General features: G+C 61.7%; 13 protein-coding genes. 5 read left to right on the plus strand and 8 right to left on the minus strand.

The genetic code is table 11. From position 1 onward, the window contains the following. The first annotated feature begins 4 nt into the window (after positions 1-4). The 3 genes from AB5Y48_RS03875 to AB5Y48_RS03885 all read left to right on the plus strand — a co-directional run bounded on the left by AB5Y48_RS03875 (position 5) and on the right by AB5Y48_RS03885 (position 2,127). Positions 5-1,126 carry an adenosylhomocysteinase gene (locus AB5Y48_RS03875; RefSeq protein WP_060585665.1) on the plus strand — a complete coding sequence of 374 codons (1,122 nt, stop codon included), beginning with the start codon at positions 5-7 and terminating at the stop codon, positions 1,124-1,126. Further along, entirely contained in the window at positions 1,123-1,401 is a 279-nt protein-coding gene (locus tag AB5Y48_RS03880; RefSeq protein WP_368163786.1) for a SelT/SelW/SelH family protein, read from the plus strand. The genes AB5Y48_RS03875 and AB5Y48_RS03880 overlap by 4 nt, the downstream gene beginning before the upstream one ends. A 183-nt stretch (positions 1,402-1,584) precedes the next feature. Next, the gene (locus AB5Y48_RS03885; RefSeq protein WP_224161176.1) at positions 1,585-2,127 is read left to right on the plus strand and encodes a DUF3332 domain-containing protein; all 543 of its coding nucleotides are present in this window, start codon (positions 1,585-1,587) and stop codon (positions 2,125-2,127) included. A 139-nt stretch (positions 2,128-2,266) separates the two neighbouring features. Here the strand turns inward: AB5Y48_RS03885 and AB5Y48_RS03890 are convergent, their stop codons facing one another. The 3 genes from AB5Y48_RS03890 to malI all read right to left on the minus strand — a co-directional run bounded on the left by AB5Y48_RS03890 (position 2,267) and on the right by malI (position 4,188). Further along, positions 2,267-2,734, minus strand: a complete 468-nt coding sequence (locus AB5Y48_RS03890; RefSeq protein WP_060585667.1) for an ASCH domain-containing protein — start codon at positions 2,732-2,734, stop codon at positions 2,267-2,269. Between the two features lie 38 nt (positions 2,735-2,772). Continuing rightward, a complete protein-coding gene (locus tag AB5Y48_RS03895; RefSeq protein WP_368163787.1) occupies positions 2,773-3,036 on the minus strand; it encodes a hypothetical protein in 264 nt (87 codons plus the stop codon). Positions 3,037-3,162: 126 nt separating this feature from the next. Further along, positions 3,163-4,188 (minus strand): Mal regulon transcriptional regulator MalI, encoded by a 1,026-nt coding sequence (malI, locus tag AB5Y48_RS03900; protein WP_368163788.1) that lies wholly within the window; start codon positions 4,186-4,188, stop codon positions 3,163-3,165. A 248-nt stretch (positions 4,189-4,436) separates the two neighbouring features. On the opposite strand from malI, the gene malX reads away from it, so the two are divergent. Continuing rightward, positions 4,437-6,023 (plus strand): maltose/glucose-specific PTS transporter subunit IIBC, encoded by a 1,587-nt coding sequence (gene malX / locus AB5Y48_RS03905; RefSeq protein ID WP_368163789.1) that lies wholly within the window; start codon positions 4,437-4,439, stop codon positions 6,021-6,023. A 62-nt stretch (positions 6,024-6,085) separates the two neighbouring features. Continuing rightward, entirely contained in the window at positions 6,086-7,306 is a 1,221-nt protein-coding gene (locus tag AB5Y48_RS03910; RefSeq protein ID WP_368163790.1) for a MalY/PatB family protein, read from the plus strand. On the opposite strand, the gene AB5Y48_RS03915 is transcribed toward AB5Y48_RS03910, so the two are convergent. The 5 genes from AB5Y48_RS03915 to sctS form a co-directional block, all read right to left on the minus strand. Continuing rightward, on the minus strand, positions 7,303-8,028 hold the full coding sequence (locus AB5Y48_RS03915) for a DUF3142 domain-containing protein (RefSeq protein ID WP_368163791.1): 726 nt from the start codon (positions 8,026-8,028) through the stop codon (positions 7,303-7,305). The two genes, AB5Y48_RS03910 and AB5Y48_RS03915, sit on opposite strands and share 4 nt — an antisense overlap. 2 nt (positions 8,029-8,030) lie before the next feature. Further along, positions 8,031-10,139, minus strand: a complete 2,109-nt coding sequence (locus AB5Y48_RS03920; RefSeq protein WP_368163792.1) for a hypothetical protein — start codon at positions 10,137-10,139, stop codon at positions 8,031-8,033. A gap of 143 nt (positions 10,140-10,282) precedes the next feature. Continuing rightward, positions 10,283-11,341, minus strand: coding sequence for a type III secretion system export apparatus subunit SctU (gene sctU / locus AB5Y48_RS03925; protein WP_050666232.1), 1,059 nt, complete (start codon positions 11,339-11,341; stop codon positions 10,283-10,285). After that, the gene (sctT, locus tag AB5Y48_RS03930) at positions 11,338-12,129 is read right to left on the minus strand and encodes a type III secretion system export apparatus subunit SctT (protein WP_136613378.1); all 792 of its coding nucleotides are present in this window, start codon (positions 12,127-12,129) and stop codon (positions 11,338-11,340) included. The genes sctU and sctT overlap by 4 nt, the downstream gene beginning before the upstream one ends. After that, positions 12,126-12,392, minus strand: coding sequence for a type III secretion system export apparatus subunit SctS (sctS, locus tag AB5Y48_RS03935; protein WP_050666230.1), 267 nt, complete (start codon positions 12,390-12,392; stop codon positions 12,126-12,128). The genes sctT and sctS overlap by 4 nt, the downstream gene beginning before the upstream one ends.

Here is a 12,392-nt window from a genome sequence, read left to right on the forward strand (position 1 = left end):
GACGTTGCGCAATCAAGGTGTCGAGCGCCATTTTTTCGACCATTTCACTGCCGAGGGGCAACTCAAGGGACTCTGCTTTCTTCTGGTGACTCACTTGCTGCCGGATCGTCCCCGTTTTATCGAGGCGCTCTCCCGCATCGGTCGCGTCGGGGCCATCTTTCCCAAACCAAAATCCATTCATGCGCCGACCCTGACCTGGGCCGAGGCTCACTATCCCGTGATGGGGCTGGATCGCCACTGGACCCAGGATGCCTGCGAGGTCGTCGCCCGTCTCGACACCCTGGTCGGGGCGGATGAGCGTCTCGTCATCCTCGACATCGGGGGCTATTTTGCCGGTGTGCTGGCTCCCCTCAAGGCCCACTTCGGCGCGCGTTTTCTCGGGGTGGTGGAGATGACCGAGAATGGGCATCAGCGCTACGAAGAGGGGCCGCTGCCGACCCCCGTGCTCTCGGTGGCGCGCAGCCCCCTCAAGCAGGCGGAGGATGTGCAGATTGGCCTGAGCGTCGTCTACTCTGCCGAGTCCCTGGCGCGCAGCCTCAACCGTACTTTCAACGCCTGTCAGGCCGCCCTGTTTGGCTATGGCAAGGTGGGACACAGCATCGCCTTCGAGCTGCGCAGTCGCAATCTCTGGCTCGATCTGGTGGAGACCTGTCCCCTGCGGCAGATGGAGGCGCTCTCCCATGGCTTCCATCTCACCGACAAGGAGACGGCCCTCGGCCGTGCCGAGCTCATCATCTGCTCTACGGGTAACGGGGTCTTGAGCCGTCAGGATCTGTTGACCCTGCGCGCGGGGGCCATGCTCGCCTCGGTCACCTCCGCCGATGACGAGTTTGCCTTTACCCTGGCCGAGCTGGGCTGGCCCTGCGAGGAGATCTGCCACCGGGTACTGCAACTGACACGGCCCGATGGCACCGTCATCTATCTGCTCAACCGGGGTGAGGCGGTGAACTTTGTCCATGGCGCCGTGATAGGCGAGTACGTCTACCTGGTGCTGGCAGAGATCATCGAGGGGGCCCGGCAACTGGCCCGGGCTCGCCTGGGAGAGGGATTGCACGAGCTTTCGCCTGCGGTGATGCGCGATATCGCCAAGCTGTGGCTGCGAGATTTTCACGGGGTGAACTCATGAAGCCGAGAATCGAGATCCGTTATTGCACCCTCTGCCGCTGGATGCTGCGGGCTGCCTGGCTGGCTCAGGAGCTGCTCTCCACCTTCGCCGGTGAGCTGGGGGAGGTGGCCCTGGTCCCTGCCAGCAAGGGGGAGTTTCGTATTCTGGTCGACGGCGTTCAGGTGTGGGAGCGGGTTGCCGATGACGGCTTCCCCGAGGCCAAGGAGATCAAGCAGCGGGTGCGCGATGTGATCGCCCCGGAGCGGGATCTGGGGCACAGTGACAAGCCTCGATAGAATCTTTTCCTCCCATGAAAGAGCGACACAGACTGTCGCTCTTTTCTTTAAAATGAATAAGTTACAATCAAACGGTTGTCAGCCTGAACCCAGGCTGTACCGTCTGCCCCCGCCCGCTTGTCTCCCTTCTCCCGAGTGCTCAGACTCGCCTCCCGTTACTGTTTATTGATTGGGAGAGAGTGCGTGTTTAAGGCAAGAAATGTAGCCGTGGGTCTGCTGGCCGTCATGGGCATGTCCGGTTGTATGGGGCAGATGGGGCTCTCGAAGATGTTGACCGAGGCGAACCTCAAGGCGGTCGATAACCGCTATGGCCGTGCCGGCGTCTATATGCTGTTAAGCCCTGTCTATGCCTTCACGGCGACCGCCGATCTCTTCGTCTTCAACACCATAGAGTTCTGGACCGGCAAGAACCCCATCACCCGGAAGGGGCCCGCCGTGGTGGACACCCCCATCAAGTCGGTGATCGAGGTCAATCCCCATCTGGACCCAAGCCTTAACAGAGTACCCCTGGCCAGCCGCAGCCATGTGGAGAAAGTCGATCTGAGCTACCCGCAGCCGGATCGGGCCCGAATGGAGGTGGAGTACCAGGATGGTCGCCGTGCCGTGATGGAGGGGGTGCGTCGTGACCACTATGTGGATCTCTATCTGGACGGGCGCAAGATGGCCTCTCTGACCCGGGAGGAGATGGCCCGCTACGCCAGCGACATCGCGGCGCGCCAGGCATAGGCGCCGGCGCGGATCCCCGCCTGGGGGAATCGCATTCCCGCCCCCGAGCCCCTGCATTCGCGGGGGCTTTTTGTGTCGGCTACCCCGGGGGGACAGCGCCACTCTCCCCGTGCCAGCCCTTGGCACAGGGGCTTAGCCCCTAGAGAGGAAAAACCTTGGTAAAGCGCTCCAGCACCAACAGGGAGTGCTCATTAAATTCGGCTCCTATGGTGTTGGCATAGTGGCTAAAAAAGCGCAGATGAGCCGCCTTCCACCCGGCGTGGCTCAGATCCCCTTCTCCCTCCAGGGCCGCAAACTCGGGAGTCACTTCATTAAAGGGGCAGAGTGTGACCTCGGTGAGCCTGATGATACAGACCGGCTCCTGAGCCCAGTTGAGCACCACGGTGAGCCGTCCCACCAGAGGGAGGGGCTCACACGCCATCTCGTAGCCTGCCAGCAGGCTGCAAGAGGCCTGTTTCACGCCCCGGGCAATCAGACGTGCGCACTCGTTGGCATTGAACTCATCGGCGCAGAAGTGCTCGGCACCCCATTGTGGCACGCGCGCACGCTCTGTTTCCCCCAGGGTGGCGAGGTAGCGTTCGAGAAACTGCTGCTGTGTCTTATCCATCCTTGTCATCCTGAAAGAGGGTGGTACGGTCGGCGCACTCAATACTCGAGAAACGTCTTGCCACAGCGCTCGCAGATCAGGTGGCGCACATGGGTCGCCTGATAGGCCAGCGTCTCGCCAAAGGCCCAGTTAGTGATCGCGCTGGCGCGAAAGGCTTGCCAGAAGGCCTTGGCAGGATCCTTGGGCATGATGTCCTGGCTGTGATCGCGCGCCACCAGCACGATGATATGACGGGTGCGTTCGCCACACCGGTTGCAGTGATGGTGTTCACTCGATGGATTCTGATCCTGTCGATGGCTCATGGGAGGGTCCTTGAAGGTAGCGGGCGGCCATCATATACCTCTCCACTTGGCTCTCAATTTTTCCTTGTCGCGGCAGTGATCAGGATCACGTGATTGCCCGGGTGCCTCTGGTTTATCCCGAATCCTTCAGGCCGACGCCCGCTTTTGCAGGCTGGGGGTGATGATATGACGGCCGGGGGGGAGTTCGGGGTGGTGCAGACGCTCAAGCAGCCGCCTTGCCGCCTGGCGACCTATCTCCCGCGCCGGGGAGGTGACAAAGGTGAGGGGCGGGGAGGTGAGCTCGGCCTCGGCCACATCATCGAAGCCAAGCAGGGCTACCTGCTGGTCAATGTAGTTATCCTTGCCCACGGTGCGCCCGCTTGCCGTGACACCATAAATGGCGCCGAGGGCCACCTCGGGGTAGTGGCACAGGATGGCCGTCACCTTGGGATGCTGGTGGAGCAGTGCGGCGATGGCATCGGCGGCACCTCTTTGGGTGCGCTCGCACTCGACTACCCACTCGGGCTTAAAGGGGAGGCCATATTGCAGCAGGCTGGCGCAGTAGCCTCCGATCCGCTCGGCACGGGTCAGGGAGTCGGTCCGTCCCCCGACATAGGCGATATGGCGATGTCCCTGCTCGATAAGGTAGGTGGTTGCCTGCTGGGCGGCGTGGCCGTTGTCGGGGCCGATAAAGTCCACGTCGTCACGATAGTAGGAGCGGGCGGCGCAGATCAGGGGCAGCTCGGCCCCGGGTACCCCTTGCTCCGGACGGGTGACGGCACCCCGCACCGGATTGAAGATGATGCCCGCCACCCCCTGGCGCGAGAGGGCCTGCATGCTCTGTTGCAGCCGCTCCTGACTGTGACCGCATTGGGTCAAAAAGAGCAGATAACCCTGTTGCTCAAGCACCTCGCTGACTCCGGCGGTCACCTCGGTGTAGAAGGGGTCTGTGATGTCGCGCAGGATCAGCCCCACCAGGTTGGAGTGCTGGCTGCGCAGGCTGGCGGCGGCGCCGTTGGGCACGTATCCCAGCGCCTTGATGGCTTGCTGCACTCGCTCGCTGGTGGCCGCAGAGATGCGCCCCTTGCCGCGCAGAACCAGGGAGACGGTGGTGACCGAGACCCCGGCCTGCCGGGCGACGTCGGTGATCTTGGGAGCTTTTGGGGCGGACATAGGGGCACGGGCAGAGAGGATGCAGGGGGTCAGCATAGCCTCGGGGAGAGGCAAGTGAAACGTTACATCACCCACAGGCCGATCTGCCTCACAGATTTGGTGCGCCATGGGGTGAGGAGGGCGGTTTTGTGATCCTGTTGGCAAGTGATGGTTGGTAAAACGTTTTATCATCCTGCCAACCTAAGCACCACCCCATCGCGCTTGCCATGGGATGGTGGATATCCCCTCCACGCACAAGGAGCCACTCCATGGCCAAGCCCCACGCGAAAACGACTCTGTGGGAGTTTCTGCAGAGCCTGGGCAAGACCTTTATGTTGCCGGTCGCCCTGCTTGCTTTCTCCGGCATCCTGCTCGGTGTCGGCAGCTCTCTTACCAGCGATGCGGTCAAAGAGAGCCTGCCCTTACTCGATAACCGGGTACTGCAGCTACTCTTTCTCTGGATGACCAAGGTGGGGCTGGTAGCCTTTATCTACCTGCCGGTGATGTTCGCGGTCGCCATTCCATTGGGGTTGGCCCGCGAGGAGAAGGGGGTGGCGGCCTTCGCCGGTTTCGTCGGTTACGCCGCGCTCAACCTCTCTATCAACTTCTACCTCACGGTGGTCAATGTCATCGGCGATGGTGCGGCAGAGAAGGCTTACGGGGTGAAGTCTGTCCTCGGCATCGGCTCAATCGATACCGGTATTCTGGGGGCCATCATCGTCGGGGTGATAGTGGCGAGGCTCCATGCCCGCTTCTACACCTGCAAGATGCCCGATGCGCTCGCCTTCTTCGGTGGTGCCCGCTTCGTGCCCATCATCACGGCCCTGGTGCTGGGGGTGACGGGTCTGGTGGTTCCCTTCGTCTGGCCCTGGTTTGCCGCCGGGATCAACGGGATAGGCGCGCTCATCTCCCATGCCGGCCCCTTTGGCCCCTTCCTGTTTGGTACCGGGGAGCGCCTGCTGCTGCCCCTTGGCCTGCACCATATTCTGGTGGCCCTCATTCGTTTCACCGAGGCCGGTGGCAGCCAGCTGGTGTGCGGCAACGAGGTGAGCGGTGCCCTTAATATCTTCTATGCCGAGCTCTCCTGCGCCGACACCACCCACTTCTCGGTGTCGGCTACCTCCTTCCTCTCCCAGGGCAAGATGCCGGCCTTCCTCGGCGGCCTGCCGGGGGCGGCGCTCGCCATGTATCACTGTGCCCGGCCGGAGAATCGCGGCAAGATCAAGGCGCTGCTGGTCTCCGGCGTGGTGGCCTGCGTCATCGGCGGCATCACCGAGCCGCTGGAGTTTCTGTTCCTGTTCGTCGCGCCCGCACTCTATCTGGTACACGCCATCCTGACCGGCCTTGGCTTTATGACCATGGGGCTCTTGGGGGTCACCATCGGTAACACGGATGGCAATCTCATCGATTTCCTGGTGTTCGGCGTGCTGCAGGGCACCGCCACCAAGTGGTATCTGGTGCCCGTCGTGGCGGGGATCTGGTTCGCCGTCTACTACAGCGTGTTTCGTTTTGCCATCGTGCGATTCAACCTGACAACTCCGGGCCGTGAAACGGAGAGCCGCGAGCTCGAGGCCAGCGATGCCGCAGAGCCGACAGGCAAGAAGGCGGGGAGCAGTGGCTACAACGGCGAGGTGATCCTCAATGCCCTGGGGGGGGCCGACAACATACTGGCGCTCGATAACTGCATTACCCGCCTGCGCATGTCGGTGCAGGACATGAGTCGGGTCGATGAGAGGGTGCTCAAGGCCAACGGTGCCATCGGGGTGATCAAGCTCGACGAGCACAACTTGCAGGTGGTGATAGGGCCCCAGGTCCATCTGGTGAAGAACCAGCTACAGAGCCTGATGGCAACCTGACTACTCACAGAGGCAGGGGGCGTCATGCCCCCTCGTTACTTCACCACTTCAAGAGAGACGCCATGCCAGGCTCAACCCCGTTTGATTTCGATCGCCACATCGACCGTTACGGCACCTATTGCACCCAGTGGGACTATGTGGCCGACCGCTTTGGTCATGCCGACCTGCTCCCCTTCACCATCTCCGACATGGACTTTGAGACCGCTCCCTGTATTCGTGAGTGCCTGGCCAGGCGCCTCGAGCACGGAGTCTTTGGCTACAGCCGCTGGAGCCACGACGACTTCAAGGGGGCCGTCACCGGCTGGTTCGCCCGTCGCCACGGGACACGCCTCGACCCCGAGCGCCTCATCTATGGCCCCTCGGTCATCTACATCATCGCCCAGCTGGTGAGCCTTTGGTCGGCCCCCGGAGAGGGGGTGTTGGTACACACCCCGGCCTATGATGCCTTTGGCAATATGCTGGGCGCCAACGACCGGCTCCTGCTTCCCTCTCCACTTATCAAGGGAGAGGGGAGCTATCACATCGACTGGGATGGCTTCGAGCGTCAGGCAGCCCGCCCCGATTGCCGCATCCTGCTGCTGTGCAGTCCCCACAACCCCACGGGGCGGGTCTGGCGCCGGGATGAGCTGGTCCGCATGGCCACTATCTGCCGGCGTCACGGGGTGAGGGTGATCTCGGATGACATCCATATGGACGTGAGCTTTACCCCCTATCTTCCCTGGAGCGAGGTGGCACAAGATGAGGGGTGGGCCCTGGTCAGCTCGGGGTCGAAATCTTTCAATATCCCGGCCCTGGGGGGGGGCTATGGATATATTCCCGAGAGGGCGAGCCGGGATGCGTATCTGCGTCGCCTCAAGGCTGCCCACGGCCTCTCGTCTCCCCCTATCCTCGGGGTGTTGGCCCATATGAGCGCCTATCGGGAGGGCGATGCCTGGCTCGACGCCCTCAATGCCTACCTGCACGGCAATCTGACGCTGGTGGCGGCGCGGCTCAACGCCGCCTTCCCCGCCATCGACTATCGGGTACCGGAGGGGACCTATCTCGCCTGGATCGATCTGCGCGGCCTTGGCATCGACTCGGCCGAGCGGATGGATGCGCTGCAAACCTTGCTGGTGGAGAAGTACCGGGTCGCCATCATGCGCGGTGACACCTATGGTCCCGAGGGGAAGGGGTTTATCCGTCTTAACGTCGGTTGTCCGCGCCACAAGCTGGAGCAGGGGCTCGATGCCCTGATTGGCGCGCTGGGGGAGTGGCTGTCCATCGAAACGCCCGCACACCTCTAGGAAGATGGGCGCGGGGGGTTGAGCAGAAACACCACTTCCCCCCGGTAGTAGGGCGAGGCGGCGAGGCGTCGCTGCCAGCGTCGGTCCCATTGCCCTCCCTGTACCAGCCCGACCTTGAAAGGGAGGGTGAGGTGCGCCATGGCGGGCAAGTACGCCTCATAGTCATTGACCGTTTGGGTACCTTGATAGGTCTGGATCACCAGCTCGTCGACGGGCAGACGGTTAAGCTGCGCTATGTCCCCAGTCTTGGCCCAGTCGAGCAGGCCCGTCACGCTCAAACGACAGGCTTTAGGGAGCACCTGACGCAGCCGCGTCAGGGCATGTCCGTAGCGATCGAGCCTGTGGGTGGCCGCATCGAAGTCGATCTGAATGCCAATGACCTGGGCGCCCTGATTGAGCCATGCTCGGTAGAGGCGTTCCAGCATCTTCTCATGCTCGGCTGAGAGGGGCAGGGCGTTGACCCGTACCACCAGCCAGAGCCGTTTACCGAACAGTGGGGTGGGGGAGCGTCCCAGTTTGATAAAGCGTGCTCCCGAGGGTCTTGCCAGTATCTCACCTTGATGAAGATAAAGGATGTTGGCCCTGGAGAGCAGGGACTGCGAGCGGGTGCCCGACCATAGCCAGAAGGCGTCGTAGTCAGCGCCATCGACTCCGGCCAGGGCCTGTGGCGCCAACAACGAGAGCTGCAGAGCAAGCAGGATGGCGGTGAGGCGAACGCACATGGTTACCAGTAGTACTTGAGCGACTGGGCCCATACCGAGTTGCCATAGCGCTTTTTCAGGGTGTTAAACCACTGTTGACGGGTCTGTTTGGCGATCTCCTGATCGTCACAGCTATTGTAGCCTGACGGGGCATAGCAGTTGATGGCTCGATAGAGGGCATAGCTCTTGTCCTCAGGCTCTGCCTTGGGGTTGTCGATCACCTTCTGATAGAGCGCGAGCCGGCTTGGGGCTGTGGTGACCCGAGCTGCGGGCAGACCCCAGATCAGGCTGCTGTCATACCAAAGATCGATCTGCGGCTCCTTGTGTCGAATGTATTCCCCCAGGCAGTTGAGGGCATGGCCATCGTCCGGGCGGGTAATCAAGGTGCCGAGGGTGGTGGCGAGATCCCGACAGAAGTACCCGGCGGGTGTGCCGTCACCATGCCACTGAAATTGTGACAGAGGTATATCCTGGTTCGGAACCGGCTCCCAGGGAGCATCGGCTGGCGGTGATACCTCCTTGTAGTCGGTGGGAATGCGGGTGACGTCCTCCAGAAAAGCGGTGTAGTTCTGGCTGATAAGATCCCGAACCAGCAGGGTGTGCAGGGCCAGTTGCCGTTCTATCTGACTCATTCCCTGGCCGACCTGCTGGCGCAGCACTGTGGGTGGGGTTGCCTGCTTGAGCACGGTAGCCCGCAATCGCAACTGGGTGATGGGGCTCCCCTTGGCGAAGACGGCGGCCACGTTGCCGCTACGAACCCAGTGATCAGCCAGCAGATTTTGTATGAAGGCCTGCTGGACCTCGGTCAGAGGCGCCGCGATCAACCGTTTTAGTTCACTCTCAACCTGGTTGTTGGCCTTCACTCCCTGCAAGGCCCAGACTCGCAGGATCTGGCGACTAAAATCCAGCGTGGTTGCGGGGGTCGCTGCTGCTGGCAGCAGTGCCAGGGCCGCTTCGAACTGTTTCTCAAGCAACAGGGCATAGGCGCGCAAATAGTTGGCTTGATCCGGTTTGCCCATGCTTTGCAGGTGTGTGATGGCGGTGGAAAGATCCTCATCGTTCCAGCTCTTCTTCTCATCGTAAGTCAGGCGCAGATCGCGCAGGGTGTTGATAAAGAGGAGCTCGGGTTGCTGCATGTCCCTAAAGGGTGGTGTGGTATCGGCGCTGAGCAGCGTTTGATCGATCTCGTTAACCAGGGCCTCGAGCTCGGCCACGGGTCGAGGTATGGCCATGGCGTCCTGATAGGCATCGCGCAAGGCATCCCGATTGCCCGACATCCAGTGGATGCGTCTAAAGAGTCCCCGGGTCGAGGCAGCGTAACGACCCTGTGGGTAGGTATTCAAATAGGCTTCACCTTGAGCCAGAGCCTTGCCAAGCAGCGTCTTGTCACCCTTGGTGATATCCGTATCCCCATACTCATCCTTGGCACTCTCCATTCCCATGTTGAGGTAAGTGCGCATCACCATATAGGTGGCGCTCTCGGCAACCCAGGGCTCGTCGGCACGTTGCAATGGGCCAAAGATGCTCAGAGCCTGCTCGAAGGCGCCTGCGTAGAAGTGGCTGGCACCAGCCAGGTAGCTCCACCATGGCTTGGTGTGGTGAGGAGCCGCCGGGGGAGTGATTGGAGCATCGCCAAGCAGTTGCAGGCGAGCCTTGATGAGGCCGGCCCGCTCGTCTTGTGCCAACTCGCTCTGCTCCAGGCCATCAATAAATCGGGTGACGGAGGAGAGGGAATTGGAGATGGTGCGACCATAAAGGCTGTCATGACCCGCGTAGGGCTCGAGCAGCTTGGGCAGGGCCGGATCATAGGCGCTCAAACGTGCCTCCAGCTGTTGGCGCTCTGCGGAGGTCTCCTGCTCACCGGGCAGCGGCAGGCGTTGGAGGGAGAAGAGCGGCATGTCTCGTTCATTGATGGGATCTTTGGGAAGTTCGAAGGGGAGGAGAAGGTGCTGCTGATCGGCCAGCAGCAACATCAGATTACTGCGCGTGTCATTCTCGTTGAGAAAGAGGGGGTAGGTGGGGAGTGCACACTCGGTCAGCCAGAAACTGCAGCCATCGCCATCTCCAGAGGCGAACAGAGGGGAGGAGGCCAGCAGTAACACGGCTAGCGAGCCATAGTGAAATCGTGTCATCAAAAAAGGTCACCCAGTGCCTGTGGAGCGTCCAGGCCGCAGTGGCCTGGCGCACAATGTATAAGGTTGGCCATGGTACGGAAGCAGGCTGCGTTCGACAACCTCATGATGTGCTCACGGCCGACCTTGGCGGGGCCGGTTGGTTACCACCCGGCCTCCTCCTTTTGCCGCCACTGCTCGAGCCAACGCAGCACCTCGGCGGTGGCTTCTATCTGCTCGGCGGGGATGTAGTGATCGATCAGGGCATCCCGATGCAGGGCTCGGGCCAGGGGGATACGCTGCAGCACGGGGATCCCCTCCTCTTCGGCGATGCGACGCACCATCAGGGCCTGGGCATCCGTGTACTTGAGGGTGACCAGGGGGAGGGGGGTTTCTCCCTTCTCGTAGCGGATGCCGATGGCGATATGGGTCGGGTTGGCGACGATGACCGAAGAGCGCTTCACGTCGGCGCGCATGGTGCTCGATTGCAGCTCCTGATGGAACTGTCGCCGCTTGCTCTTGATCTCCGGGCTTCCCTCCATCTCCTTGTACTCCCGCTTCACCTCGTCCTTGCTCATCTTGAGCTGCTTGATGTGCTGATGGTGCTCGAAGGCGTAGTCGGCGATGGCGATCACCACAAACCCCAGGGCGCAGACGGCCATCAGTTGGCCCAGCATGTCACCGACTAAGGGCATGATACACAGGGCGCCGCAGCGGGGGAGTTGCAGCAGGGGTTTGAGGTTGCCCTCTATGGTGACCCATACCAGCAGGCTGAGCAGGCAGACCTTGAGCAGGGATTTGACAAACTCCATCAGGTTTTTGATGGAGAAGATCTTCTTGGCCCCCTCCACCGGGTTGATCTTCTTGATGTCCGGCTTGACGGACTCACCGCTTAGCAAAAATCCGTACTGGCCCACGTGAGAGAGGATGGTCATCAGGGCGGCGACCGAGAGCAGGGGCAGCAACAGATAGACCAGCTCCTGAAACAGGTTCTCTCCCATCACGTCCAGGGCCTGTTGAAAGGGAAGGGCGCTCGCCTGCTCCGGGATCAGCATCAGCTTGCCCAGGTGCTCCAGATAGTAATCCGAGAGCCCCATCAGCATCGCCATGATGGTGAGGATCAGGGCCGCCGAGACCACCTCCTTGCTCTTGGCCACCTGCCCCTTCTGGCGCGCATCGCGCAGCTTCTTGGGGGTGGGCTGTTCGGTCTTCTCACCGCTCATCGGCCCATCTCCAGCACGGGTTTTAAGATCAGCACGGGCTCCATGGCCAGCTGTACCGCCTCGTAGGCGTGGTCCATCATCAGGGCGCAGTAGATGACCAGCAGCAGGCTGGCGACGGCGCTCTTGATGGGCATGGCCAGCACGAAGACGTTAAGAGAGGGGGCAAAGCGGCTGATGAGCGCCAGCCCGAACTCGGCCAGGAACATGGCGATCAGCAGCGGGGCGGCCAGCAGTCCGGCCAGCAGCAACATTTGGCTGAATTGGCCGTAGAAGAAATCCACCCATTGGCTGCCGACCTCGGGAAAGAAGCTGGCCACAGGCCAGGTGGCATAGCTGTGAAACAGGGCCGCCAGGAGGGAGAGAAAGGCCCCGCCGGAGAAGAAGAGGGTGACCAGCGCCTGGGTCAGCAGCAGGCCGGTGGGGCTGCTCTGGCTGCCGAGGCTGGGGTTGATCAGAGAGGCCATGGCGGCCCCCCGTTGGTTGTCGATAAGAAAGCCCGCCGCCTCGATGGCCCAAAACGGTATGGTGGCCACAAAGCCGATGAGCAGCCCCAGCACCACCTCTTTGCCGATGAGCAGCATCAGGGTAACGGCATCGCTTTGCAGCTCGGGTTGCACCGTGACGGTGGGGTAGGCGTAGAGCGCCAGTGAGCAGATCACCCCGTTGCGAATGAGGGTCCCCCCCAGCATCTGTTTGCCCAGCACAGGCAGCATCACGAAGCAGGCCATGAAGCGAGGCAGCAGCAGGGTATAGGCGAGCAGAACCCCTTGCAACTCGTCGGCCATTATCGGATCTCCGGGATCTTGAGCAGCGTCATGTCGGCGAAACTGTAGAGCTCGTTACCGAGCCAGGCGGCGGTGGCAAACAGGGTGATGATGACCGCCACCAGCTTGACCACGAAGCCCAGGGTCTGCTCCTGGATCTGGGTGAGGGCCTGGATCAGGGAGACAAGGGTGCCCACCAGTGCCGCCACCAGCACGGGAGGGAGAGAGAGCACCAGCACCAGCCAGAGGCACTGGCTGGTGAAGTGGATGATATCGGCGTGGCTCAT

The organism is Aeromonas sp. R6-2, from assembly GCF_040908155.1.
Taxonomy (GTDB): Bacteria; Pseudomonadota; Gammaproteobacteria; order Enterobacterales; family Aeromonadaceae; genus Aeromonas; species Aeromonas schubertii.

Bases quoted from the DNA above. Each gene is read 5' to 3' on its own strand.
- AB5Y48_RS03880 (WP_368163786.1), top strand. From the start codon at position 1,123: ATGAAGCCGAGAATCGAGATCCGTTATTGCACCCTCTGCCGCTGGATG.
- AB5Y48_RS03890 (WP_060585667.1), bottom strand. From the start codon at position 2,734: ATGGATAAGACACAGCAGCAGTTTCTCGAACGCTACCTCGCCACCCTG.
- AB5Y48_RS03895 (WP_368163787.1), bottom strand. From the start codon at position 3,036: ATGAGCCATCGACAGGATCAGAATCCATCGAGTGAACACCATCACTGC.
- malI (WP_368163788.1), bottom strand. From the start codon at position 4,188: ATGTCCGCCCCAAAAGCTCCCAAGATCACCGACGTCGCCCGGCAGGCC.
- malX (WP_368163789.1), top strand. From the start codon at position 4,437: ATGGCCAAGCCCCACGCGAAAACGACTCTGTGGGAGTTTCTGCAGAGC.
- AB5Y48_RS03910 (WP_368163790.1), top strand. From the start codon at position 6,086: ATGCCAGGCTCAACCCCGTTTGATTTCGATCGCCACATCGACCGTTAC.
- AB5Y48_RS03915 (WP_368163791.1), bottom strand. From the start codon at position 8,028: ATGTGCGTTCGCCTCACCGCCATCCTGCTTGCTCTGCAGCTCTCGTTG.
- AB5Y48_RS03920 (WP_368163792.1), bottom strand. From the start codon at position 10,139: ATGACACGATTTCACTATGGCTCGCTAGCCGTGTTACTGCTGGCCTCC.
- sctU (WP_050666232.1), bottom strand. From the start codon at position 11,341: ATGAGCGGTGAGAAGACCGAACAGCCCACCCCCAAGAAGCTGCGCGAT.
- sctS (WP_050666230.1), bottom strand. From the start codon at position 12,392: ATGAGCCACGCCGATATCATCCACTTCACCAGCCAGTGCCTCTGGCTG.